Source organism: Streptomyces sp. NPDC051684, from assembly GCF_044453445.1.
Lineage (GTDB): Bacteria > Actinomycetota > Actinomycetes > Streptomycetales > Streptomycetaceae > Streptomyces.
In genome coordinates, this window is record NZ_JBITCS010000018.1 from 136,181 (window position 1) to 158,943 (window position 22,763).

At 72.8% G+C, this 22,763-nt stretch carries 23 protein-coding genes; 17 read left to right on the forward strand and 6 right to left on the reverse strand.

Annotated elements, in window-relative coordinates; all coding sequences use genetic code 11:
• Positions 1–93: 93 nt before the first annotated feature.
• The 3 genes from ACIA8D_RS22665 to ACIA8D_RS22675 are packed head-to-tail and all read right to left on the reverse strand — an operon-like array spanning position 94 to position 3,046.
• Positions 94–1,038, reverse strand: a complete 945-nt coding sequence (locus tag ACIA8D_RS22665) for an acyl-CoA dehydrogenase family protein (protein ID WP_399234795.1) — start codon at positions 1,036–1,038, stop codon at positions 94–96.
• Complete coding sequence (locus ACIA8D_RS22670; RefSeq protein WP_399234796.1) at positions 1,038–2,177, reverse strand: acyl-CoA dehydrogenase family protein; 1,140 nt, start codon at positions 2,175–2,177, stop codon at positions 1,038–1,040. Before ACIA8D_RS22670 ends, ACIA8D_RS22665 begins: the two co-directional genes overlap by 1 nt.
• Positions 2,174–3,046, reverse strand: a complete 873-nt coding sequence (locus tag ACIA8D_RS22675) for an enoyl-CoA hydratase (RefSeq protein ID WP_399234797.1) — start codon at positions 3,044–3,046, stop codon at positions 2,174–2,176. The genes ACIA8D_RS22670 and ACIA8D_RS22675 overlap by 4 nt, the downstream gene beginning before the upstream one ends.
• A gap of 47 nt (positions 3,047–3,093) precedes the next feature.
• On the opposite strand from ACIA8D_RS22675, the gene ACIA8D_RS22680 reads away from it, so the two are divergent.
• From ACIA8D_RS22680 to ACIA8D_RS22715, 8 genes are all read left to right on the forward strand, one after another.
• Complete coding sequence (locus tag ACIA8D_RS22680; protein ID WP_399234799.1) at positions 3,094–4,236, forward strand: acyl-CoA dehydrogenase family protein; 1,143 nt, start codon at positions 3,094–3,096, stop codon at positions 4,234–4,236.
• Positions 4,233–5,030 carry an SDR family oxidoreductase gene (locus ACIA8D_RS22685; RefSeq protein WP_399234802.1) on the forward strand — a complete coding sequence of 266 codons (798 nt, stop codon included), beginning with the start codon at positions 4,233–4,235 and terminating at the stop codon, positions 5,028–5,030. The genes ACIA8D_RS22680 and ACIA8D_RS22685 overlap by 4 nt, the downstream gene beginning before the upstream one ends.
• The gene (locus ACIA8D_RS22690; protein ID WP_399234803.1) at positions 5,027–5,620 is read left to right on the forward strand and encodes a TetR/AcrR family transcriptional regulator; all 594 of its coding nucleotides are present in this window, start codon (positions 5,027–5,029) and stop codon (positions 5,618–5,620) included. Before ACIA8D_RS22685 ends, ACIA8D_RS22690 begins: the two co-directional genes overlap by 4 nt.
• Before the next feature lie 22 nt (positions 5,621–5,642).
• A complete protein-coding gene (locus tag ACIA8D_RS22695) occupies positions 5,643–6,800 on the forward strand; it encodes an acetyl-CoA C-acetyltransferase (RefSeq protein WP_399234804.1) in 1,158 nt (385 codons plus the stop codon).
• Between the two features lie 93 nt (positions 6,801–6,893).
• On the forward strand, positions 6,894–7,373 hold the full coding sequence (locus ACIA8D_RS22700; RefSeq protein ID WP_399234806.1) for a nuclear transport factor 2 family protein: 480 nt from the start codon (positions 6,894–6,896) through the stop codon (positions 7,371–7,373).
• Positions 7,370–8,938 carry an FAD-dependent oxidoreductase gene (locus ACIA8D_RS22705; protein ID WP_399234808.1) on the forward strand — a complete coding sequence of 523 codons (1,569 nt, stop codon included), beginning with the start codon at positions 7,370–7,372 and terminating at the stop codon, positions 8,936–8,938. Before ACIA8D_RS22700 ends, ACIA8D_RS22705 begins: the two co-directional genes overlap by 4 nt.
• A 107-nt stretch (positions 8,939–9,045) precedes the next feature.
• Complete coding sequence (locus tag ACIA8D_RS22710; RefSeq protein WP_399234810.1) at positions 9,046–9,837, forward strand: SDR family NAD(P)-dependent oxidoreductase; 792 nt, start codon at positions 9,046–9,048, stop codon at positions 9,835–9,837.
• Positions 9,834–10,766, forward strand: a complete 933-nt coding sequence (locus ACIA8D_RS22715) for an alpha/beta hydrolase (RefSeq protein ID WP_399234812.1) — start codon at positions 9,834–9,836, stop codon at positions 10,764–10,766. Before ACIA8D_RS22710 ends, ACIA8D_RS22715 begins: the two co-directional genes overlap by 4 nt.
• Here the strand turns inward: ACIA8D_RS22715 and ACIA8D_RS22720 are convergent.
• Together ACIA8D_RS22720 and ACIA8D_RS22725 are read right to left on the reverse strand one after the other, a co-directional pair.
• A complete protein-coding gene (locus tag ACIA8D_RS22720) occupies positions 10,760–12,367 on the reverse strand; it encodes a flavin-containing monooxygenase (RefSeq protein WP_399234814.1) in 1,608 nt (535 codons plus the stop codon). The two genes, ACIA8D_RS22715 and ACIA8D_RS22720, sit on opposite strands and share 7 nt — an antisense overlap.
• A gap of 25 nt (positions 12,368–12,392) precedes the next feature.
• Entirely contained in the window at positions 12,393–13,427 is a 1,035-nt protein-coding gene (locus ACIA8D_RS22725) for an acyl-CoA dehydrogenase family protein (protein ID WP_399234816.1), read from the reverse strand.
• Positions 13,428–13,596: 169 nt separating this feature from the next.
• On the opposite strand from ACIA8D_RS22725, the gene ACIA8D_RS22730 reads away from it, so the two are divergent.
• Genes ACIA8D_RS22730 through ACIA8D_RS22760 form a run of 7 tightly spaced genes read left to right on the forward strand, consistent with a single transcriptional unit; the run spans position 13,597 to position 19,575 of the window.
• Complete coding sequence (locus ACIA8D_RS22730; protein WP_399234818.1) at positions 13,597–14,385, forward strand: 2-keto-4-pentenoate hydratase; 789 nt, start codon at positions 13,597–13,599, stop codon at positions 14,383–14,385.
• A 26-nt stretch (positions 14,386–14,411) separates the two neighbouring features.
• Positions 14,412–15,308 (forward strand): acetaldehyde dehydrogenase (acetylating), encoded by an 897-nt coding sequence (locus ACIA8D_RS22735; protein WP_399234820.1) that lies wholly within the window; start codon positions 14,412–14,414, stop codon positions 15,306–15,308.
• Positions 15,305–16,354 (forward strand): 4-hydroxy-2-oxovalerate aldolase, encoded by a 1,050-nt coding sequence (dmpG, locus tag ACIA8D_RS22740; RefSeq protein ID WP_399234821.1) that lies wholly within the window; start codon positions 15,305–15,307, stop codon positions 16,352–16,354. Before ACIA8D_RS22735 ends, dmpG begins: the two co-directional genes overlap by 4 nt.
• A 7-nt stretch (positions 16,355–16,361) precedes the next feature.
• Complete coding sequence (locus ACIA8D_RS22745; RefSeq protein WP_399234822.1) at positions 16,362–17,528, forward strand: Rieske 2Fe-2S domain-containing protein; 1,167 nt, start codon at positions 16,362–16,364, stop codon at positions 17,526–17,528.
• Positions 17,525–17,728 carry a hypothetical protein gene (locus tag ACIA8D_RS22750; RefSeq protein ID WP_399234823.1) on the forward strand — a complete coding sequence of 68 codons (204 nt, stop codon included), beginning with the start codon at positions 17,525–17,527 and terminating at the stop codon, positions 17,726–17,728. The genes ACIA8D_RS22745 and ACIA8D_RS22750 overlap by 4 nt, the downstream gene beginning before the upstream one ends.
• The gene (locus ACIA8D_RS22755) at positions 17,715–18,722 is read left to right on the forward strand and encodes a 2Fe-2S iron-sulfur cluster-binding protein (RefSeq protein ID WP_399234825.1); all 1,008 of its coding nucleotides are present in this window, start codon (positions 17,715–17,717) and stop codon (positions 18,720–18,722) included. The genes ACIA8D_RS22750 and ACIA8D_RS22755 overlap by 14 nt, the downstream gene beginning before the upstream one ends.
• Positions 18,723–18,765: 43 nt before the next feature.
• Positions 18,766–19,575, forward strand: a complete 810-nt coding sequence (locus ACIA8D_RS22760; protein ID WP_399234827.1) for an SDR family oxidoreductase — start codon at positions 18,766–18,768, stop codon at positions 19,573–19,575.
• A 7-nt stretch (positions 19,576–19,582) separates the two neighbouring features.
• On the opposite strand, the gene ACIA8D_RS22765 is transcribed toward ACIA8D_RS22760, so the two are convergent.
• Complete coding sequence (locus tag ACIA8D_RS22765) at positions 19,583–20,473, reverse strand: IclR family transcriptional regulator (protein WP_399234828.1); 891 nt, start codon at positions 20,471–20,473, stop codon at positions 19,583–19,585.
• A gap of 210 nt (positions 20,474–20,683) precedes the next feature.
• Between ACIA8D_RS22765 and hsaA the strand changes: the two genes are divergently transcribed.
• Both hsaA and hsaD read left to right on the forward strand, forming a co-directional pair.
• Entirely contained in the window at positions 20,684–21,877 is a 1,194-nt protein-coding gene (gene hsaA, locus ACIA8D_RS22770) for a 3-hydroxy-9,10-secoandrosta-1,3,5(10)-triene-9,17-dione monooxygenase oxygenase subunit (protein WP_399234830.1), read from the forward strand.
• Positions 21,874–22,743 carry a 4,5:9,10-diseco-3-hydroxy-5,9,17-trioxoandrosta-1(10),2-diene-4-oate hydrolase gene (gene hsaD / locus ACIA8D_RS22775; protein ID WP_399234831.1) on the forward strand — a complete coding sequence of 290 codons (870 nt, stop codon included), beginning with the start codon at positions 21,874–21,876 and terminating at the stop codon, positions 22,741–22,743. Before hsaA ends, hsaD begins: the two co-directional genes overlap by 4 nt.
• Positions 22,744–22,763 lie beyond the last annotated feature (20 nt).

The window sequence follows — 22,763 nt, forward strand, 5'->3', positions numbered from 1 at the left end:
GGGCGCCCCGGGCCCGCGCAGGCGGGGGGTGGGGGTTGGGGGTTGTGTTTTGGACCCGCCCCCGCGAGCCCGGCCTGATCCAAACGACAAGCCCTAAGCCACAATCTGGCTTCGGCACGCCGCCGGTGTGCCCCACGCGGCCCGTAGAGGGCGGGCCTTGCGGAGCCACAACGACAGGTCGAGCTCCTCCGTGTAGCCCACCGCGCCGTGGAGTTGGAGCGCCGCGCGGGCCGCCGCGTAGGCCGCCTCCCCGGTCGCCAGTTTCGCCGCCGCGATGTCCGACGGCGTCATCGACAGCGCCGCCCCGAACAACAGCGGGCGCGCGAACTCCAGGCCCACCAACGCGTCCGCCAGACGGTGCTTCACCGCCTGGAAGGTGCCGACCGCGACCCCGAACTGCTCGCGCTGCTTCACATAGTCGACCGTGCGGCGCAGCAGCTCCAGGCCCACGCCGAGCGACTGCGCCGCCGTCAGGAGCGCCGCCATGTCCACCGCCTCCCGGACCTTCGCGCCGCGCGCCACGACCTCGCCGCCCTCGTCCGGCGCGAACAGCCGCCGCGCCGGGTCCGCCGACTCCCGCAGCGGTCCGTGGCCGGAGGCCAGCCGTACCGTACCGTCGTCGGCCACCACGAACACCGCGTCCGCCGCGTCCGCGTCCAGCGCGTACGGACCGGAGGGCACCGTGACCACCGCGTCCCCCGCCGCGATCCGCGGCAGCCATTCCTTCGCCGCCTCCGAGCCCTCCTCCAGCAGCGTCGCCACCGCCGCCGTCTCCACGACCGGACCCGGTACCGCATGGCGGCCCAACTCCACGTAGGCAACCGCCATTTCCACTGGCAGTGGGCCCATACCCTCGTGCGCCTCCGGGACCGCCAGCGCGAACACCCCCGTCTCCGCGAGCCGCCCCCACAGCGCCCGCCCGGGCCCCGCGTCGCCGCCCGCCCACGCGCGGACCACCGACGGCGTGTCCGCCGCCGTCAGCATCCGGTCGAGCGTGCGGCCGAACTCGGCCTGCTCCGCGTCCAGGAGGAACCTCATCAGCGGCGTCCCTTCGGCAGGCCGAGCAGCCGCTCGGCGATGATGTCGCGCTGGATCTCGTTCGTACCGGCGTAGATGGGCCCCGCGAGGGAGAACGTGTAGCCCTCCGCCCACTCGCCCTCCGCCAATTCACCGTCCGCGCCCAGGAGTTCCAGCGCCGTCTCGTGCAGCGCGATGTCGTACTCCGACCAGAACACCTTGTTCAGGCTCGACTCCGCCCCGATCTGCTCGCCCGCCGCGAACCGCGACGCGTTGCCGTACGTGAACAGCTGGTACGCGCGCGCCCCCACCACCGCGTCCGCCACCCGGTCCCGCAGCGCCGGATCCGCGCCGCGCTCCCGCCACAGCTCACGCAGCCGCTCGGAGGCGGCGAGGAAGCGGCCGGGGGAGCGGAGCATCAGCCCCCGCTCGTTCCCCGTCGTCGACATCGCGATGCGCCAGCCGTTGCCGACCTCCCCGATCACGTCCTCGTCCGGCACGAACACGTCGTCCAGGAACAGCTCGGCGAACGCCGGCTTGCCGTCGATCCGGCCGATCGGGCGGACCGTGACCCCGGGCGCGCGCAGGTCGAACATCAGGTACGTGAGCCCGTGGTGGGGCTTGGCCGCCTCCGGGTCCGTGCGGAAGATGCCGAACGCCCGGTCCGCGAACGCCGCCCGCGAGGACCACGTCTTCTGCCCGCGCAGCAGCCAGCCGCCGTCCGTGCGCACCGCCCGCGAGCGCAGCGACGCCAGGTCCGAGCCCGCCTCCGGCTCCGACCAGGCCTGCGCCCAGATCACCTCGCCGCTCGCCATCGACGGCAGCACGCGCGCCCGCTGTTCGTCCGTGGCGTGGTCGAAGAGGGTGGGGGCGAGGAGGTTGATGCCGTTCTGCGAGACGCGGCCCGGGGCCCCCGCCGCGTAGTACTCCTCCTCGAAGATCAGCCACTTGAAGATGTCGACGCCCCGGCCGCCGAACTCCTCGGGCCACGAGACGACCGACCAGCGGTCCGCGGACAGCTCCGCCTCCCACGCGCGGTGCGCGGCGAAGCCCTCGGCGGTCTCCAGCGACGGCAGGGGATCAGAAGGTACATGGGCGGCCAGCCACGCCCGCGCGTCCTCGCGGAACGCGTCCTGGTCCGGGGTGAACTCCAGGTTCATCGGGCGCCCGCCTCCTTCATGGCGCGGACGTCCATGCCGCCAAGCGAGTCGGCGGCCGTCTCCGCGTTGTGCGCGTGCGCCAGGTGGTGCAGGCCGAAGACCGAGTCCATGCCCGCGTGCAGGCCCTGGAGGTCCTCCGCCTGGTTCACCGCGCGCTTGGTCAGTGCGAGCCCGAGGCGCGGCATCTCGCCCACCCGGTCCGCCAGATCGCTGGTCGCCGCCGACAGCTCGTCCCGCGGCACCACCCGGTTGACCATCCCCACCTCGTACGCCCTGCGCGCGCTCATCCGCTCGCCCGTGAACAGGAACTCCTTGGCGATCCGCGGCGGCATCGCCCACGGATGCGCGAAGTACTCGACGCCCGGTATCCCCATCCGGACGACCGGGTCGGCGAAGAACGCGTCCTCGCTCGCCACGATCAGGTCGCAGATCCACGCGAGCATCAACCCGCCCGCCACGCACGCCCCTTGGACGGAGGCGATCACCGGCTTCGGCAGCTCGCGCCAGCGCCGGCACATGCCCAGGTACACCTCCGACTCGCGCGCGAACCGCGATTCGGCGCCCCGCTTGTCGGAGTGGTCCCACCACAGCCCGGCCCGCCGCTCGAACGGCAGATGCGCGTCCCGCTCCGGCGTCCCGATGTCGTGCCCGGCAGAGAAGTGCTCGCCCGCGCCCGCGAGCACGACCACCTTCACGTCCTCGTCCTCGGCGGCCCGGTAGAAGGCGGAGTCCAGGGCGTACGTCATCGCCGAGTTCTGCGCGTTGCGGTACGTCGGCCGGTTCATCGTCACGTGGGCGACCCGGCCCCTGACCTCGTACAGGACGGGGGTGTCGGGGCCGCCGGTGGCTGCGGGGTGCGCTGCTGGCATCGGAAACATCCTTCCCTAACAAGTGTTTGGTAGGTTAGCTTATGAGCATGGACAGCGTCGAGGACTTCCGGGCCGGTTTCCGTGACTGGCTGGAGCAGGAACTCTCGGGGGAGTACGCCGAGTTGCGGGGCAGCGGCGGGCCGGGGCGCGAGCACGAGGCGTTCGCCGAGCGCCTGGCCTGGGAGCGGCACATGGCGGCGCACGGCTGGACGTGCGTCGGCTGGCCCGAGGAGCACGGCGGGCGGGGCGCGAGCATCGAAGCGCAGATCGCCTTCCACGAGGAGTACGCGCTGGCGGACGCGCCCGCCCGCGTCAATCACATCGGGGAGCAGCTCCTCGGCCCGACCCTGATCGCGTTCGGCACCGAGGAGCACAAGTCCCGCTTCCTGGAGCCGATCCGGCGGGTCGAGGAGCTGTGGTGCCAGGGGTACAGCGAGCCCGGCGCGGGTTCCGACCTCGCGGGCGTCCGCACCCGCGCGCGGCTGAGCGAGGACGGCTCGGAGTGGATCGTCGACGGCCAGAAGACCTGGACGTCGCTCGCGCACGAGGCGCAGTGGTGCTTCGTCCTGGCCCGGACCGAGCCCGGCTCGCGCCGCCACGCCGGGCTTTCGTACCTGCTCGTGCCGCTGGACCAACCGGGCGTCGAGGTCCGGCCCATCGTGCAGCTCACCGGGACCAGCGAGTTCAACGAGGTGTTCTTCGACGGTGCCCGCACCCCGGCCTCGTACGTCGTCGGTGACACCGGGGACGGCTGGCGGGTCGCCATGGCCACGCTCGGGTTCGAGCGCGGCATCTCCACCGTCGGCCAGCAGATCGGCTTCCGCCGCGAACTGCGGGAGCTGATCGCGCTCGCCGAGAGGAACGGCGCCATGGACGACCCGCTCCTGCGCGACCGGCTCGCCCGCGCCTGGACGGGACTTCAGGCGATGGCGGCCAACGCGCGGCGCGGTGTCGACCCCTCCGTCGCCAAGCTGTACTGGGCCGCCTGGCACCGCGGGCTCGGCGAACTGGCGATGGACGTGTGCGGCGCGGCCTCCACGATCGCCGAGGGCGAGCCGTACGAACTCGACCAGTGGCAGCGGCTCTTCCTCTTCTCCCGCGCCGACACCATCTACGCGGGTTCTGACGAGATCCAGCGCAACATCATCGCCGAGCGGCTGCTCGGCCTGCCGAAAGAGGTGCGCGTATGAGTTCGGTGACGTCCACGGCTCCCGGATACGTCCCCGGCCACCAGCTGCTCGACGGGCGCACCGCCGTCATCACCGCCGCCGCGGGCGCCGGGATCGGCGGCGCCACCGCGCGCCGCTTCCTGGAGGAGGGCGCCCGCGTCGTCATCAGCGACGCGCACGCGCGCCGCCTGAAGGAGGGCGAAGCGGCGCTCGCCGCCGAGTTCGGGACCGACCGGGTCTCCGCGCTCGCCTGCGACGTGACCGACGAGGAGCAGGTCCAGGCACTCTTCGCGCACACCGCCGAGCGGCACGACGGACTCGACATCGTCGTCAACAACGCGGGCCTCGGCGGCACCTCGGCGCTCGTCGACATGACGGACGAGCAGTGGACGAGGGTCCTGGACGTGACCTTGAACGGGACCTTCCGCTGCGTCCGGGCCGCCCTGCGCGCCTTCCGCGACACCGGCCGCGGCGGCGCGATCGTCAACAACGCGTCCGTCATCGGCTGGCGCGCCCAGGCCGGACAGGCGCACTACGCCGCCGCCAAGGCCGGCGTGATGGCTCTGACCAGGACCGCCGCGATCGAGGCGGCCGAGTACGGGGTGCGGGTCAACGCGGTGGCGCCCAGCCTCGCCATGCATCCGCACCTGGTGAAGGTCACCTCGGAAGAGCTGCTCGCCGAGCTGACCGAGAAGGAGGCCTTCGGCCGGTACGCGGAGCCCTGGGAGGTGGCCAACGTGATGGTCTTCCTCGCCTCCGGCTACTCCTCGTACATGACCGGCGAGACCGTCTCCGTCAGCAGTCAGCGCGCATGAGCCCCTCGCTCGAGCGGCGCCGCGAACTCCTCGCCACGGCGGCCGAGGTGTTCGCGGCGCAGGGCTACGACGCCACCACCGTGCGCCGGATCGCCGACGCCGCGGGGATGCTCGCGGGCAGCCTCTACTACCACTTCGACTCCAAGGACTCGATCGTCGAGGAGATCCTGCGCGGCTTCCTCGACGAGCTGTGGGGCCGCTACGACACCGTGCTCGCCGCCGGACACGATCCGCGCGAGACGATGCGCGCCCTGGTCACCGAGTCGTTCCGGGAGATCGACCGGCACGGCCCCGCCGTCGCCATCTACCAGAAGGAGTCGAAGGCGCTCGCCGCCCGGGAGCGGTTCGCGTTCCTCGCAGCCTCGCAGCGCAAGTTCGAGCAGACCTGGCTGACCACCCTCCAGGAAGGGGTGGCCGCCGGGGCGTTCCGCGCCGACCTCGACATCCGGCTCACCTACCGGTTCGTGCGCGACACCGTGTGGGTCGCCGCGTCCTGGTACCGGCCGGGCGGCAGACACAGCCCCGAGGAGATCGCCCGCGAGTACCTGGCGATGGTGCTCGACGGGATAGCCCAGCCCAACCATCCTTAAAAGAGAGTGGAGTTGATGCGTCATGGCCGAGGCCTACATCGTCGATGCGGTCCGCACCCCCGTCGGGCGGCGCAAGGGCGGGCTCAGCGCCGTCCACCCCGCCGACCTGGGCGCCCACGTCCTGAAGGAGCTCGTCACGCGCAGCGGGGTCGACCCGGCCGCCGTCGAGGACGTCGTCTTCGGCTGCCTCGACACCGTCGGCCCGCAGGCCGGCGACATCGCCCGCACCTGCTGGCTCGCCGCGGGTCTTCCCGAGGAGGTGCCGGGCGTCACCGTCGACCGGCAGTGCGGCTCCTCCCAGCAGGCCGTCCACTTCGCGGCGCAGGGCGTGCTCTCCGGCACGCAGGACCTCGTCGTCGCGGGCGGCACGCAGAACATGTCGATGATCCCCATCGCCTTCGCCTCCCGGCAGGCCGCCGAGCCGCTCGGCCTCACCGAGGGCCCCTACCTGGGCAGCGAGGGCTGGCGCGCCCGCTACGGCGACGCGCCCGTCAACCAGTTCCACGGCGCGGAACTCATCGCCGAGAAGTGGGGCATCACCCGCCAGGACCAGGAGCAGTGGGCGCTCCGGTCCCACCAGCGGGCGCTGCGCGCCATCGACGAGGGCCGGTTCGCGAAGGAGACCGTCGCCTACGGGGACGTCACCGTCGACGAGGGGCCGCGCCGGGACACGACCCTGGAGAAGATGGCGGGCCTCAACCCCGTCGTCGAGGGCGGCACCATCACCGCCGCCTGCTCCTCACAGGTCTCCGACGGGGCGGCGGCCATGCTGCTCGCCTCCGAACAGGCCGTACGGGAGCACGGGTTGACGCCCCGGGCCCGCATCCACCACCTCTCCGTGCGCGGCGAGGACCCCATCCGGATGCTCTCCGCGCCCATCCCGGCGACGGCGTACGCGCTGAAGAAGACCGGCCTGACGATGGACGACATCGACCTCGTCGAGATCAACGAGGCGTTCGCGCCGGTCGTCCTCGCCTGGCTCAAGGAGACCGGCACCGACCCCGAGAGGGTCAATGTGAACGGCGGCGCCATCGCCCTCGGCCACCCGCTCGGCGCCACCGGCAGCAAGCTGATGACGACCCTGCTGCACGAACTGGAGCGCACGGGCGGCCGGTTCGGCCTCCAGACGATGTGCGAGGGCGGCGGCCAGGCCAACGTCACGATCATCGAGCGCCTGTGAGCATCGGTGCGGGGGAAGCCCCGTCGGGGAGCGCATCCCGCTGAGCGGGAACCGGCGGTGGAGCGCCGGGTGAGGCACGGACAGGGTGAGGGCATGACCCGTACTCCTGTTCCTCCCGAGCCCGGTGTTCCTCCCGAGCCCGGTGTTCCTCCCGAGCCCGGCGACGCGCTCGCGCTCAGGCGCCTCGCCGAGAGCTACGCGCTGGCCGTCGACGGGCGGGAAGCCGCCCTGCTCGACGCCCAGTTCACCGACGACGGCAGGCTCGTCGCCCACAAGCCCGACGGCACGGTGCTGTGGGAGCGGGCCGGCCCCGCCGAACGCAACAAGCTCTTCGACGAACTCGCCGTCTTCCCGCGCACCTTCCACCAGGTCGGGAACCACGTCGGCGAGCTGACCGGGCCCGACAGCGCCCGCGCGGTCAGCTACAGCCTCGCCCATCATCTCGGAGCCGACGGGGGCGATGTGCGCTGCCTCGTCCGGTACGAGGACGAGTACCGGCGCACCGCGGACGGCTGGCGGATCGCCGCCCGTGCCGTCCTTCCCCAGTGGTACGAGAGGAGCGAGACGCTGTGAGCGGCAACGTTGTGGAGTGGGACGAGACCGTCGACGTGCTGGTCGTCGGCTCCGGCGGCGCCGCCCTGACCGGCGCGTACAGCGCCGCCACGCGCGGCCTCGACACCCTCGTCGTCGAGAAGACCGAGTACTTCGGCGGGACGACCGCGTACGCCGGGGCCTGTCTGTGGCTCCCCGGCAACCAGGCGCAGGCCCGCGCAGGCCTTGAGGACAGCGCCGACCTGGCCCGCGCGTACTTCCGGTCGCTGGTCGGCGACACGACGCCGCACGAGGTGCAGGACGCCTACCTCGACGGGGCGGGACCCACCGTCGAATTCCTGGAGCGCAGCGCGTTCCTGCGGTTCGAGTACCGGCCGTTCCCCGACTACTACCCGGGCCCCGGCCGCTTCGACGCGGGGCGTGGGGTCTTCCCGGTCCCGCTGGAGCGGCCCGCGGGCGAGCAGCCGCTGCTCGACGCCGTCCGCCCGCCCGCCTGGAGCGAGCGGCTCGGCGTTCCGGCGCCCGAGGGGGCGCTGGAGGACGGGCGCGCGCTGATCGGCCGGCTGTTGCTTGCCCTTGACGCGGCCGGCGGGCGGGCGCGGACGCGCACCGCGTTCACCGGGCTCGTGCAGGACGAGGCCGGCCGGGTCGTCGGGGCCGAGCTGCGCGACGCGCAGGGCCGCACGGTCGCGGTCCGGGCCCGGCGCGGCGTGCTGCTCGCCGCGGGAGGCTACGAGCGCGACGCCGAGCTGCGCCGCGCCTGGGGCAACGGGCCGGGTGCCGACTGGACGATGGGCCCCGAGGGAGGCGGCACGGGCGACGCGCTGCGGGCCGCCCAGGGGCTCGGCGCGGCGACGTCGCTGCTCGGCGAGAGCTGGTGGTGCCCCTCCGTGCTCTTCCCCGACGGCGGAGCGGCGTTCGCGCTCGGCTTCCGCGGCGGGATCTTCGTCGACGCCGAGGGACGCCGGTTCGCCAACGAGTGCCTGTCCTACGACCGGATGGGCCGGGCCATGATCGCGGCGGGGGCCGGGGACGCTCCGGACCGCCCCGTGTGGTGGGTGTGGGACGCGCGGCACGGCGAGGAGCCGCCCGGCATCGTCCTCGTCCCGGTCGACCGGGAGTCGTTCGAGGCGGCCGGGGTGTGGCACAGCGCGGACTCGGTGGAGGCGCTCGCCGAGGCGATCGGGGTGCCCGCGGAGGGCCTCGCGGCCACGGTCGAGACCTTCAACGAGTACGCGGACAAGGGCCACGACCCGGAGTTCGGCCGCGGCGACGACCCCTACGACCGGTTCTTCGCCGGCGAGGGCGAGGAGGGCGCGCCCAACCCGTGCCTGCTGCCGCTGTCGTCGGGCTCGTTCCACGCGGTGCGGATGGTCCTCGGCGACCTCGGCACGAAGGGCGGCGTCACCGCGGACGCGGACGCCCGCGTGCTGCGCGAGGACGGCTCCGTGATCGAGGGCCTGTACGCGGTGGGGAACACGGTGGCGAACGTCACGGGCGCGGTGTACCCGGGCCCCGGCGCGCCCATCGGCACCGGAATGGTGTTCGGGTACCGGGCGGCGAAACGGATGGCCCAGGACGGGTGACCTCGGGTCGTACGGGTGGGGGCGGAAGCGGGACGTCGGGCCCGGCCCCCACCCGTGCCGAGCAGGACGGAAGGCCCGAGCAGGAATCGAGTGGGAGGCGTACGACGATGAGTGGACGTGAAGGACAACTGGCCGGAAAGGTCGCCCTGGTGACCGGGGCGGCGCGCGGCATGGGCGAGGCCATCACACGCGAACTGGTGGCCCGCGGGGCGCGGGTCGTGCTCGGGGACGTGCTCGTGACCGAGGGGGAGAAGGTCGCCGGTGAACTGGGGGACGGCGCCGCGCGCTTCGTACGCCTCGATGTCACCGACGCCGCGTCCTGGGCGGGCGCGGTCCGCGTCGCCACCGAGACGTACGGTCGGCTCGACATCCTCGTCAACAACGCCGCCATCTACACGACGTCCCCGCTCGTCGACGAGGACCCGGCCCAACTGGAGCGGATCCTCAAGGTCGACCTCGTCGGGCCGTTCCTGGGGCTCCAGGCCGTCGTCCCCGCCATGCGGGCGGGGGAGCGGGGCGGCTCGATCGTCAACATCTCCTCGCAGGCCGGGGTCCAGGGCATCTGGGGGCACGGCGCGTACGGAGCCGCGAAGTGGGGGCTGCGCGGCATGAGCCGGACCGCCGCCCTCGAACTGGGCGGCGACGGCATCCGCGTCAACGCCGTCTTCCCCGGCGCCATCGACACGGCGATGACCGCCCACCTCGGCACCACCGAGCACCCGGCCGCCGCGCTCGGCCGCATCGGCAGGCCCGAGGAGGTCGCCCGGCTCGTCGCGTTCCTCGCCTCCGACGACGCCTCCTACCTCACCGGCTCCGAGGTCGCCGCGGACGGCGGCGCGTCGGCCGGGCGGATGCCGGTGTTCGCCCAGCGCGGCCGGGGACAGGGAGACGGGCAGTGACCCCACAGGGCCGCCGCCCCCGCCCCGACGTGCAGGCGCTCATCGACGCCTGCACCGCCAACTTCCCGGCTCTGGGCACCGAGGTCACCGACATCCGTGACGTGCGCGGGTACTTCGCGGAGCGCGCCGCCCCGCCACCGCCCCGGCTCCCCGCGCTGCACCGGGTGGCCGACCAGGACGCCGACGGCGTGCCCGTGCGGGTCTACGAGCCCACGGGCGCGGGCGCGAGCACGCCCGTCGTCGTCTTCTTCCACGGCGGCGGCATGGTGCTGTGCTCCCTCGACTCGCACGACGGGTTCTGCCGTGAACTCGCCGCCGCCACCGGCTCGTCGGTCGTGTCCGTCGACTACCGGCTCGCGCCCGAACACCCCTTCCCCGCCGCCCCCGAGGACGCCTACACCGCGCTCCTTTGGGCCGCGAGAACCCACCCGGACCGGCCCCTCGTCGTCGCGGGCGACAGCGCGGGCGGCACGCTCGCCGCCGTCACCGCGCTGCTCGCCCGGGAGCGCGGCGGGCCCGCCCTCGCCGCCCAGCACCTGTACTACCCGATGCTGGACCCGCAGCGCTCCTCGGCCTCGTACGAGGAGAACGCGCACGGCTACTTCGTCACCGCCGACCATCTGCGCTGGTACTGGCAGCAGTACCTGCCCCGCCCCGAGGACGCCCGCGACCCCCGCGCCACGCCCTTCGCCGCCGAGCGGTTCGACGGGCTGCCGCCCGCGTTCGTCGTCACCGCCGGGCTCGACCCGCTGCGCGACGAGGGCCGGCGGTACGCGGAACTCCTGACGGCGGCCGGGGTGCCCGCGCGGTACCACTGCTACGACGAGGCGTTCCACGGCTTCATGACGATGGGAGGCGAGGCCGCGCTGCCCGAGGCGAAGGCGGCCTGCGCGGCCGCATTCGCCGAGCTGGCGAACCTCACCTACTGAGAGCTCGTGAGCAGTTCGAACCCCTGGTACCCGGCCGCCGCGACCTTCTCGATGATGTCGCCGTACACCCCGAAGCCGCCGACGAACGGCATGAACACCCGTGGCTTTCCCGGAATGTTGGCGCCGAGGTACCAGGAGTTCGCCGCCGTCATCAGCGTGCCGTCGGCCCGCTTCCCGCACTCGTCGACCCACGTGTCCACCGCGTCGGCGCGCGCCTCCACGCCCGCGTAGCCGCCCTCGCGCAGATGCCCGAGCAGCGCGGCGATCCAGTCGGTGTGCTGCTCGCCGCAGAGGATCATGTTGGCGAGGACGGACGGCGAGCCGGGGCCCGCGAGGTTGAAGAGGTTCGGGAAGCCGTCCACACCGAGCCCGAGATACGTGCGCGGGCCCGCCGCCCACGCCTCCTTCAGCGTCCGCCCGCCCCGGCCGGTCACCGAGATCCGGTCCAGGGAGCCGGTCATCGCGTCGAAGCCGGTGGCGTACACGATGACGTCGAGCTCGACGAGCGTGCCGTCCGCGAGCCGGATGCCGGCCGCCTCGATCCGTTCGACCGGATTGGCCCGCAGGTTCACCAGGTCCACGTTGTCGCGGTTGTACGTCGCGAAGTAGCCGTCGTCCGTGACGATCCGCTTGGTGCCGATGGGGTGGTCGGTGGGGACGAGCTGTTCGGCGACGGCCGGGTCGGCGATCTCGGCCCGCACCTTCTCCTCCCAGAACCGGCGCGCCTCGTCGTTCGCCGCGCGGTCGGTGAGCTGGTCGGGGAACGTCTTCGAGTACAGGACGCCGCCCAGCTCCCAGCGCTTCTCGAACGCCTCCCGGCGCTCCTCGGGCGAGGCCTCCAGCGTCTTCAGCGGATGCGCCATGTGCGGGGAGCCGCCCCCGGAGAGCCGGGCGAGGCGGCGCCGCTCGGCGTAGTCCGCCTTCTGCGCGGCGCGGTCCGCGTCGCGCAGCGGCTTGTTCCCCGCCGGGATCGAGTAGTTGGCGCTGCGCTGAAACACCGTCAATCGGGCGGCCTGGCGCGCGATCTCCGGGATCGACTGGATGCCGGACGAGCCCGTACCGATGACGCCGACCCGCAGTCCGGTGAGGTCCACGCCCTCGTGCGGCCATTCGCCCGTGTGGTACGAGGCCCCGGCGAAGTCGGCGATGCCCTCGATCTCGGGGAGGTGGGTGGAGGACAGACAGCCGACTCCGAACAGTACGTAGCGTGCCTCGACCTCGCGGCCGTCGTCGGTGCGCACGGTCCAGCACAGCCGCTCCTCGTCCAGTTCGGCGGAGACCACGGACGTGCCGAAGGTGAAGTGCCGCCGCAGGTCGTGCCGGTGCGCGACGTGTTCCACGTAGCGCAGGATCTCGGGCTGCGTCGCGTACTTCTCCGACCAGTCCCACTCCTGCTCCAGGTCCTTGTCGAAGGAGTACGAGTAGTCGACGGACTCCACGTCGCAGCGGGCGCCCGGGTACCGGTTCCAGTACCAGACCCCGCCGACGTCCGCGCCCCGCTCGAACCCGGCGACGCTCAGGCCGAGTTCACGCATCCGGTACGCGGCGTAGAGGCCGGAGAATCCGGCGCCGACGATGACGACATCCACCTGTTCGGGCATGGCGGTCCTTAAAGGTTGTGGGTGGTCAGGCGAGGGCCAGGCGTCCGCGGTGCCAGGCAGGGGAGCCGAGCAGGCGGGCCGTGGAGTGGGCGCGCTTGAAGAAGCGGTGGGCGGGGTGCTCCCAGGTGATGGCGATGCCGCCGTGCAGCTGGATCGCCTCGCCGGCGACGTGCTCGTACGTCTCGCAGCACACGGCCTTCGCGGCACCCGCGGGTACGTCGCCGTGCGCGGCGGCAAGGAGCAGCGAGCGGGCCGACTCCAGCTCCGTGAACAGATCGGCCAGGCGGTGCTTGACCGCCTGGAACGAGCCGATGGGCCGGCCGAACTGCTCGCGCTCCTTCGCGTACCGCAGCGTCAGCTCGAAGACCGCCGACGCACCGCCCACCGCGTCGGCCGCGAGCACGAGGGAGCCCGCCTCCAGGACCTCGGTCAACACGCGCTCCGCATCGCCGAGTTCACCCACCGGCTCGGCCGGTGTGCGCAGCAGGTCCAGGCGCCACTGCGGCCGGGTCCCGTCCATCACGGGCACCTGCGAGAGGCGCACGTCGTCCGCCGCCGCCGGGACGTGGAACAGGCTCGGGCCGTGCCTCTCCGTGCGCGCCACCACCAGGAAGTCGTCGCCGGGCGCGAGCAGATGCACCTTCGCGCCGGACAGCCGCCACACGCCCCGGTCGAGGGTCGCCTGCGTGCGCGTCCGGCCCGGGTCCCAGTCCGCGCCGCCGTCCTCGGCCCACGCGAGGGAAGCCGTCCGCGCCCCCTCCGCGAGCCCCGGAAGCAGCCGCGCGCACGCCGCGCCGTCCCCGCTCGCCGTCAGCGCCCGCGGCACGAGCACCGCGCCGTCCAAAAACGGCACGGGACTCAGCACCCGCCCCAACTCCGCGCCGACGACCGCGAGTTCACCATCGCCCGCGCCGAAACCCCCGTACTCCTCGGGGATTGCGAGCCCCGCCACCCCGACCCGCCCGGCCAGCGGCGCCCAGGCCGCCGCGCCCTCATGGGCGGCGAGCACCTGGCGCACCGCCGACCGCAGCTCCTCCTGCTCCCTGCTGTACCCGGTCATCCGGCGTGCCCCTTCTGTGGGAACTCGGTCACGCCGGGGAGGCTCGCAGAGCCGCCGCCACCCGGTCAGCCACGGCTTCCCGCTCACCGGGAACACGCCGTCGCCGCCGCCCTCGCGCGCCGCCTACGGTCACCGCACCCGAGCAACCCAGCAGCGAGGAGCGGGCCCGATGCTCACGGAAGCCGAGCGGCGCAAGGCCGCCGATGCGCTGGCGGCGGCGGAGGCCGCGCGCTCGCCGATCCGTCCGTTGACCGAGACCTTCGACGGCATCACCGCCGAGGACGCCTACGAGATCCAGCTCATCGGCATCCGCGAGCGCCTCGCCGCGGGCGAGAGAGTCCGCGGCCACAAGGTCGGCCTGTCGTCCCCCGTGATGCAGCGGATGATGGGCGTCGACGAACCCGACTACGGCCACCTCCTGTCCACGATGGAGCTGTCCGAGGACGAACCCGTGCCCGTCGGCCGGTACTGCGCGGCGCGCGTCGAGGTCGAGATCGGCTTCGTGCTCGGCGCGGCGCTGCCCGGCGAGGAGTGCACCGCGGCCGACGTCCGCGCCGCCACCGAACGCGTCGTGCCCGCCCTGGAGTTGATCGACTCCCGGATCGCGGACTGGCGCATCGCGATCGCCGACACCATCGCCGACAACGCCTCCTCCGCCGGATACGTGACCGGCGCGGGCCGGCCGATCGGCGACCTCGACCTCAGGGACGTGGAGGCGCACCTCAGCGACGACACGGGCGCGGCGCTCGCGTCCGGGCGCGGCGACGCCGTCCTCGGTGACCCAGCCGAGTCCGTCGCCTGGCTCGCCCGCACGGTCGCCCGGTTCGGGGTGCGCCTGGAGGCCGGACACCTGATCCTGCCCGGCTCCTGCACCCGGGCCGTCGACGTGGCGCCGGGCCGCACGTACACCGCCGACTTCACCGGGCTCGGCCCGGTGTCCCTGACGTTCACCAAGTGAGTCACGTGAGTCAAGTGAGGTCCCGTATGACGAAGAAGGCGACCGCCGCCATCGTCGGCTCCGGCAACATCGGAACCGACCTGCTCTACAAACTCCTGCGCTCCGAGCACATCGAGCCGCGCTGGATGGTCGGCGTCGACCCGGCGAGCGAGGGCCTCGCCAAGGCGCATGCCGCCGGGCTCGACGCCAGCCACGAAGGCGTCGATCGGCTGCTCGCTCAGGACGAACTCCCCGACCTGGTCTTCGAGGCGACCAGCGCGTACGTGCACGCGGCCAACGCGCCCCGCTACAAGGAAGCCGGCATCAAGGCGATCGACCTCACCCCGGCCGCCGTCGGCCCCGGTGTCGTGCCGCCCGCCAACCTCACCGCCCACCTCGCCGCCGACAACGTCAACATGGTCACCTGCGGCGGCCAGGCAACCATTCCCATGGTGTACGCGGTGTCCCGGGTCGTCCCGGTGAAGTACGCGGAGATCGTGGCGTCCGTCGCCTCCGTCTCCGCGGGCCCCGGCACCCGGCAGAACATCGACGAGTTCACCCGCACCACCTCGCGCGGCATCGAGGACATCGGCGGCGCCGAGCGCGGCAAGGCGATCATCATCCTCAACCCCGCCGAGCCGCCCGTCATCATGCGCGACACCGTCTTCTGCGCCATCCCCGAGGACGCCGACCACGAGGCGATCGTGCGCAGCGTCAAGGACGTCGCCGCCCAGGTCGCCGCGTACGTGCCCGGCTACCGGCTGCGCGCGGACCCGCAGTTCGACGTGGCCCGCCCCGAGAACGGCGGCATGGCCCGCGTCGCCCTGTTCCTCGAGGTCGAGGGCGCGGGCGACTTCCTGCCGCCGTACGCAGGAAACCTCGACATCATGACCGCCGCCGCGACCAAGGTCGGCGAGGAGTTCGCGAAGGGGACCGCCAAGTGACCAGCCCTGCCCGCACGTTGGACAAGCCCTACTCGGCCGACCTGGACCTCCGTGTCACGGACTCCTTCTGCCGCGACGGCTCGCACGCCCACCGCCACCAGTTCACCACCGACCAGGTGCGCACCGTCGTCGGCGCCCTCGACGCGGCCGGTGTCCCCGTCATCGAGGTCACCCACGGCGACGGACTCGGCGGCTCCTCCTTCAACTACGGCTTCTCGCACACGCCCGAGCAGGAACTCATCAAGACGGCGGTCGACACGGCCGTCAACGCGAAGATCGCCTTCCTGATGCTTCCCGGCCTCGGCACCAAGGACGACATCCGCGAGGCGCACGGGAACGGCGCGCAGATCTGCCGCGTCGCCACCCACTGCACCGAGGCCGACGTCAGCGAGCAGCACTTCCGGCTCGCCCGCGAGACGGGCCTGGAGACCGTCGGCTTCCTGATGATGGCCCACTCCACCACCCCGGAGAACCTGGCGAAGCAGGCCCGCATCATGGCCGACGCGGGCTGCCAGTGCGTATACGTCGTCGACTCCGCGGGCGCCCTCCTCATGGACGGCGTCACCGACCGCGTCTCCGCGCTCGTCGCCGAACTCGGCGACGACGCGCAGGTCGGCTTCCACGGCCACGAGAACCTGGGTCTCGGCGTCGGCAACTCCATCGCCGCCGTCCGCGCGGGCGCCCGCCAGATCGACGCCTCCACCCGCCGCTTCGGCGCGGGCGCGGGCAACACCCCGACCGAGGCGTGGGCCGCGGTCGCCGAGCGCTCCGGCTGGCGCACCGGCATCGACGTACTGAAGATCATCGACGCGGCCGAGGACGAGATCCGCCCGATCATGGCCGACGAGTGCCTCCTCGACCGGAACTCCCTGCTCATCGGCTACGCCGGCCTGTACTCCTCGTTCCTCAAGCACGCCGAGCGCCAGGCCGCCCACTACAGGGTCAGCGCCACCGACATCCTCCTGGAGGCAGGCCGCCGGAGGCTCGTCGGCGGCCAGGAGGACCAGCTCATCGACATCGCCGTCGCTCTCTCACAGAAAGCCTGATGCCGCCATGACGACCACCCAGGACGTACGTGTCATCGACACCGGCGCCGCCCCCACCCGCTTCGCCCGCGGCTGGCACTGCATCGGCCTCGCCGCCGAGTTCCGCGACGGAAAGCCGCACGAGATCGAGGCGTTCGGCACCACCCTCGTCGTCTTCGAAGGCGCCGAGGACCACCGGCTCCACGTCCTCAACGCGTTCTGCCCGCACATGGGCGGCAACCTCGCCCACGGCACCGTCAAGGGCGACACCCTCGCCTGCCCCTTCCACGACTGGCGCTGGGGCGGCAACGGCCGCTGCCGCGAGATCCCCTACGCCCGCCGCGTCCCGCCCCGCGCCAAGACCCGCACCTGGCACGCTCTGGAGCGCAACAGGCAGCTGTTCGTCTGGCACGACCCCGAGGGCAACCCGCCGCCCGCCGACCAGGACATCCCCGAACTCGCCGGAATCCACGGCCCGTCCGAGGAGACCACCCTCTGGTCCGACTGGCAGTGGAACTCCGTCACCATCGACACCAACTGCCGCGAGATCGTCGACAACGTCGTCGACATGGCGCACTTCTACTACGTGCACTACTCGTTCCCGGTGTTCTTCAAGAACGTCTTCGAGGGCCACGTCGCCACCCAGTACATGAAGTCCGAGCCCCGCCCCGACGTCGACCTCGGCACCCTCTCCGCCTCCGGCGGACTGCGCTCCGAGGCCTCCTACTTCGGCCCCTCGTACATGATCGACTGGCTGTACGCGGAGGTCGCGCCGGGCACCGAGATGGAGACCGTCCTCATCAACTGCCACTACCCGGTCGGCCCCGACAAGTTCGTCCTCATGTACGGCGCCATGGTCAAGAAACTGCCCGGCATGAGCGACGAGGAGGCCACCGAGGCCGCCCGCGACACCAGCGAGGGCCTCGCCGTCGGCTTCGAGCAGGACGTCGAGATCTGGAGGAACAAGACCCGCATCGACAACCCGCTCCTCACCGAGGAGGACGGCCCGGTCTATCAACTGCGGCGCTGGTACGAGCAGTTCTACGTCGACGCCGCCGACGTCAAGGAGGAGATGACGGACCGCTTCGAGTTCGAGCTGGACACCCGGCACGCCAACGACAACTGGCGCGCCGAGGCCGAGGAGAACCTCAAGGCGGGCGGCGTCACCTCGTACATCACCGGAGGCGGGGCATGACCCCTGTCGGCTGCGGCACCTGCGGCAGCCAGGTGCTCTGCGAGAAGTACAGCCCGTACCACCTCCAGATCCAGTGGACGCGCGCCGCGTCGGCCGGCTGCCCGCGCCTCGACGCGCAGGGCTGCCCCCAGCTGCGCGCGTCCATCGACCGGGCCGTCGACGAAGGGCGTCTGGAGGTGACCCGACGTGACCAGCGCTGACCTCGCCGAACCCGTGACGGGGCTGCTCACGCTGCGGGTCGCCGAGGTCGTGCGGGAGACCGCCGACGCGGTCTCCCTCGTCCTCGACGCCCCCGAACTCGCCTATCTGCCAGGCCAGTTCCTCACCCTGCGGATCCCCGGCGGCGGCGCCCGCTGCTACTCCCTCGCCTCCTCCCCGCACACCGGGGAGGCGCTGCGCGTCACCGTGAAGAAGGTGCCGGGCGGGGCCGGCTCCGGGTGGGTGTGCGACGAGGTGCGGCCCGGTGACGCCCTGGAGTGCCTGCCGCCCGCCGGGACCTTCACGCCCGCCTCCCTCGACGAGGACGTGCTGCTGCTCGCGGGCGGCAGCGGCATCACCCCCTGCCTGTCCATCGCCCGCTCCGTGCTCGCCGCGGGCACCGGCACCGTCACCCTCGTCTACGCCAACCGCGACCAGGACTCGGTGATCTTCCGGGACGCCCTGTGGGGCCTGACGGACGAACACCCCGGCCGGTTCGCGGTCGTCCACTGGCTGGAAACCCTCCAGGGCCTGCCCACCCGGGCCGCGCTCGGCGCCCTCCTCACCCCGCTCGCGGCCGGCCGCACCGCCTATCTGTGCGGACCGCAGCCGCTCATGGACGGGGCGGAGGACGTGCTGCGCGAGGCGGGCGCGCCCGCCGTGCACCGGGAGCGGTACTTCACCCTGTCCGGCGACGTGTTCACCGCGCCCGCCCCCGTGGGATCCACGGTCACGGTCACCGCCGAGCTGTACGGGCGGACCCACGAGGCGCCGGGCGACGAGCACACCCCGCTCCTCGACGCGCTCCTCGCGGCGGGCGTCCCGGCCCCGTACTCGTGCCGCGAGGGCGCCTGCGCGGCCTGTACATGCCGGGTGGTGGAGGGCACGGTGACCCTGCGGCACAACGAGGTGCTCGACGCCGAGGACCTCGCGGAGGGTTACACCCTCGCCTGCCAGGCGCTGCCGACGACGGATCATGTACGGGTCGAGTACTGACGAAGGTCCGGGCGGCCCAGCGTCCGGACGGCAGGAGGAGCACATGTCCACGATCGCCGTCACCGGAGCCGGTTCCGGCATGGGTGCCACGCTCACCGAACGGCTGCGCACACAGGGCCACAGGGTCATCGGCGTCGACCTCAAGAACGCCGACGTCACCGCCGACCTCGGCGACGACGGGGGCCGCGCCCACGCCGTCGCCGAGATCCTCCGGCTCAGCGACGGCAGACTCGACGGCCTGCTGCCGTTCGCCGGTCTCGCGGGCGGCGCAGGACGCCCCTCCAGCCTGCTCGTGTCCGTCAACTACTTCGGCGCGATCCGCCTGTTGGAGGGCCTGCGCCCGGCACTCGCCGCCGCCGGAACCTCGTCCGTCGTCCTCGCCTCCTCCAACTCGACGACCACGCAGCCCGACTGGCCGGAACAGGTCGCCGCGGCCTGTCTCGCCGGGGACGAGGCCGAGGCCCGCCGCGTCGCCGACGAGGCCGGCGCGCGGGACGGCGGCATCGGCGCCTACCCGGCCACCAAGGCCGCACTCGCCTGGTACGCCCGCACCCGCGCCGCCGACCACCAGGCCGACGGCATCCGCCTCAACGCGGTCGCACCCGGCTACATCGACACCCCGATGACCCGCGCCGCCGCCGAGGACCCGGCGACCGCCGAGGGCATCCGGCAGTTCCTCGCCGCGATCCCCGCGGGCCGGGCGGGCAGGCCCGAGGAGATCGCCGACCTCGTCGAGTTCCTGCTCTCCCCGAAGTCCGCGTACTGCGTCGGCTCCGTCTTCTTCGCGGACGGCGGCCTCGACGCCCGACTGCGCGGTACCGACTGGCCGAAGGTGTGGCACCCGGGGGCGTAGCCCCGCGTCACATCCAGGAGTCGGACCGCACCCACCCGAGCAGATTGGGGATCGTGCGGTCCACCGCCGCGTCCTGCGGCGTCACGTCCGGGGCGGGCGCGTGCCGCGCCGCCCGCCCGGGGCCGTTCAGATCCCGCCAGATCGCCCGCGCCGCCCCCTGCAACAGCGGCGCCGCCAGCTCCAACGGCCGCAGCCCGCCCAGCGAACCGAGCGACACGGCGGCCACCGCCCGGCCCGCACCGCGCAGCGGCACCGCCGAGCACACGAGGCCGGAGAAGGTCTCCCCGCGGTCGTACGCGATCTGCGAAGTGCGCACCCGCGACAGCTCCGAGCAGAACACGTCGGGCCGCGTCACCGTGCGGTGTGTGCGCGGCCGCAGGCCCGCCGCGACCACCCGCTCGATGTCGTCCTTGTCGCCGAACGCCAGGATCGCCTTGCCCGCCGCCGTGGCGTGCGCGGGCAGCCGCGCCCCGATCCGCACCGGGTACGCCCGGTCCGTCGCGTCCCCCACCGACTGCGGCAGCGAACCGGCCCGCTCCAGACACACCACGTCCGTCACACCGTCCAGTACGTACAGCTGGACGAGCTTGCCGGTGGCCTCGTGCAGCGCGTCCAGATGCGGGATCGCCGCGCGGATCAGCCGGTTGTGGTGCGCGGCGAGACCGCCGTGCTCCAGCATGCGAAGCCCGAGCCGGTAGCCCCGGCCCTCCCGGTCCAGCCAGCGCAGCTTCACCAGCTGGTCGAGGATGCGGTGCGCGGACGACCGCGACAGGCCGGAACGGTGGATGATCTCGGTCAGCGACAGCCGGCCGCGTCCGCCGTCGAAGGCCGCGAGGACCTTCTCCGCCTTCTCCAGGAGAGACAGCGGAGCACCTGCCTCCAGGGCCGTTTCGAGCACAGCACACCCCCGTAGAATTGGGCACGGACCGTCGAGTGGACCTTGCCACGGCGGCCGCTGACGTGGGAAGAGACCGGGCACAATAAGCCCCGCCGGCGATTGAGGCGCGGGGTCCGGGGCGGAGCCCCGCGACGTAGGAGGACGCCCCCTTCCCACTGACCGGGAACCGCACCTGTCCACCCCCCGGCGGAGCCGCTTAGCGTCGCCGACATGACCGACCCCACCACCACAAACGTCCTCGCCTCGGTCCGTGCCCTCCTGCCCGCCATCGCGGAGCGCGCCGCGGAGGCGGAGGAACTGCGCAAGGTCCCCGAGGCCACCGTCAAGGAACTGGCCGCGACCGGCTTCTTCCGTCTCCTCCAGCCCAAGCGCTACGGCGGGTACGCCGCCGACCCCACCGTCTTCTACGACGCCGTCAAGGAGATCGCCCAGGCCTGCGGCTCCACCGGCTGGGTCGCCTCCGTCGTCGGCGTCCACCCCTGGCACGTCGGCCTCTACGAGAAGCGGGCGCAGGACGAGGTGTGGGGCGAGAACGGCGAACGAGCCGACACCCGCATCTCCTCCTCGTACGCTCCCACCGGCAAGGTCACCCCCGTCGACGGCGGCTTCCGGCTCTCGGGTCGCTGGCACTTCTCGTCGGGCTGCGACCACGCCACGTGGGTGATCCTCGGCGCGCTCGTGCCCGACGCCGACGGCAACCTCGTCGACATGCGCTCGTTCCTGCTGCCGATCTCCGACTACGAGATCAAGGATGTCTGGGACACCGTCGGCCTGCGCGGCACCGGCTCCAACGACATCGTCGTCGACGACGTCTTCGTCCCCGAGCACCGCGCGCTCTCCTTCGGCCCCGTCACCGCCCTCACCCCACCCGGCGCCGAGGTCAACCCCGACCCGCTGTACCGGCTCCCGTACGCGAGCGTCTTCACCACCACCATCTCCACCCCGATCGTCGGCATCGCCCAGGGCGCCTGGAACGGCTTCGTCGCCGCGACCCGCGAGCGGATCCGCGTCAGCTACGGCCAGAAGGTCGCCGAGGACCCGTTCGCGCAGATCCGCCTCGCCCGCGCCGCCAGCGACATCGACGCGGCCTGGCGGCAGCTGCGCGGCAACATCGCCGAGATGTACGAACTGGCCTGCGCGGGCGCCCCGTTGCCCACCGAGCTGCGTGCCCGCGCCCGCCGCGACCAGGTTCTCGCCACCGAGCGCGCCGCGGCCGCCGTCGACCTGCTGATGGAGAACGCGGGCGGCAACGCGATGCGCACGGGCGCGGGCCCGGCCGGCGTCCAGCGCGCCTGGCGCGACGTTCACACCGGGCGCGGCCACGCCGCCAACGACCCCGAGCGGGCCCTGCTCATCCACGGCCAGGACGCCCTCGGCCTGGAGATCCAGGACGTGATGCTGTGACCACCACCTCGTACACAGCGGACAACACCCGCCGCCTGGTGAAGGCGGGCGGCATCCAACTCGCCTACCACCAGGCAGGACCCGCGGACGGGCCCTCCGTGATCTTCCTGCACGGCGGCGGTCCGGGCGCGAGCGGCTGGTCCAACTTCGGCGCCAACCTGCCGGTCCTCGCCGCCGCGGGCTTCCGCACCATCCTCCTCGACCAGGTCTGCTTCGGCGCCAGCGACAAGCCCGAGCTCGACGCCGACTACTGGACGGCCTCCGCCCGCTTCACGGTGGCCTTCATGGACGAACTCGGCATCCGGCAGGCCGACTTCGTGGGCAACTCGCTCGGCGGCGGCACCGCGGCCCGGCTCGCCCTCGACTTCCCCGACCGCGCCCGCAAGCTCCTCCTCATGGGCCCCGGCGGCATCTTCCTGAATCTCTTCCACGCCGACCCCACCGAGGGCATCCGGCAGCTCTTCGAGTTCAACACCGCGGCCGAGCCGACCCGCGAGCAGATGCGGGCGTTCCTGACCACCCTCGCCTACGACCGGTCGATCGTCACGGACGCCTTCGTCGAGGAGCGCTACCAGCGCGCCATCGACCCCGACGTCCGCCTCGGTACGGCCCGCATGGGCGCCTCCTTCGCCACCCCGGAGTGGGCCGAGCGCACCCAGATCTGGCGCGACGCCGGAAGGATCACCCACGAGACGCTGCTGACCTGGGGCCGCGAGGACCGCGTCAACCCGATCGACGGCGCGTTCGTGGCCCTCAAGACGATGCCCAACGCCCGCCTGCACGTCTTCCCCAAGTGCGGCCACTGGGCGCAGACCGAGAAGGCCGACGAGTTCAACCGCCTCGCCATCGACTTCTTCACCCACTGACGCCAACCCGCCCAATCCTC

Excerpts from the sequence above, each read along its gene's own strand:
- ACIA8D_RS22665 (WP_399234795.1), bottom strand. The coding sequence starts at position 1,038 with ATGAGGTTCCTCCTGGACGCGGAGCAGGCCGAGTTCGGCCGCACGCTC.
- ACIA8D_RS22670 (WP_399234796.1), bottom strand. The coding sequence starts at position 2,177 with ATGAACCTGGAGTTCACCCCGGACCAGGACGCGTTCCGCGAGGACGCG.
- ACIA8D_RS22675 (WP_399234797.1), bottom strand. The coding sequence starts at position 3,046 with ATGCCAGCAGCGCACCCCGCAGCCACCGGCGGCCCCGACACCCCCGTC.
- ACIA8D_RS22680 (WP_399234799.1), top strand. The coding sequence starts at position 3,094 with ATGGACAGCGTCGAGGACTTCCGGGCCGGTTTCCGTGACTGGCTGGAG.
- ACIA8D_RS22685 (WP_399234802.1), top strand. The coding sequence starts at position 4,233 with ATGAGTTCGGTGACGTCCACGGCTCCCGGATACGTCCCCGGCCACCAG.
- ACIA8D_RS22690 (WP_399234803.1), top strand. The coding sequence starts at position 5,027 with ATGAGCCCCTCGCTCGAGCGGCGCCGCGAACTCCTCGCCACGGCGGCC.
- ACIA8D_RS22695 (WP_399234804.1), top strand. The coding sequence starts at position 5,643 with ATGGCCGAGGCCTACATCGTCGATGCGGTCCGCACCCCCGTCGGGCGG.
- ACIA8D_RS22700 (WP_399234806.1), top strand. The coding sequence starts at position 6,894 with ATGACCCGTACTCCTGTTCCTCCCGAGCCCGGTGTTCCTCCCGAGCCC.
- ACIA8D_RS22710 (WP_399234810.1), top strand. The coding sequence starts at position 9,046 with ATGAGTGGACGTGAAGGACAACTGGCCGGAAAGGTCGCCCTGGTGACC.
- ACIA8D_RS22720 (WP_399234814.1), bottom strand. The coding sequence starts at position 12,367 with ATGCCCGAACAGGTGGATGTCGTCATCGTCGGCGCCGGATTCTCCGGC.
- ACIA8D_RS22725 (WP_399234816.1), bottom strand. The coding sequence starts at position 13,427 with ATGACCGGGTACAGCAGGGAGCAGGAGGAGCTGCGGTCGGCGGTGCGC.
- ACIA8D_RS22730 (WP_399234818.1), top strand. The coding sequence starts at position 13,597 with ATGCTCACGGAAGCCGAGCGGCGCAAGGCCGCCGATGCGCTGGCGGCG.
- ACIA8D_RS22735 (WP_399234820.1), top strand. The coding sequence starts at position 14,412 with ATGACGAAGAAGGCGACCGCCGCCATCGTCGGCTCCGGCAACATCGGA.
- ACIA8D_RS22745 (WP_399234822.1), top strand. The coding sequence starts at position 16,362 with ATGACGACCACCCAGGACGTACGTGTCATCGACACCGGCGCCGCCCCC.
- ACIA8D_RS22750 (WP_399234823.1), top strand. The coding sequence starts at position 17,525 with ATGACCCCTGTCGGCTGCGGCACCTGCGGCAGCCAGGTGCTCTGCGAG.
- ACIA8D_RS22760 (WP_399234827.1), top strand. The coding sequence starts at position 18,766 with ATGTCCACGATCGCCGTCACCGGAGCCGGTTCCGGCATGGGTGCCACG.
- hsaA (WP_399234830.1), top strand. The coding sequence starts at position 20,684 with ATGACCGACCCCACCACCACAAACGTCCTCGCCTCGGTCCGTGCCCTC.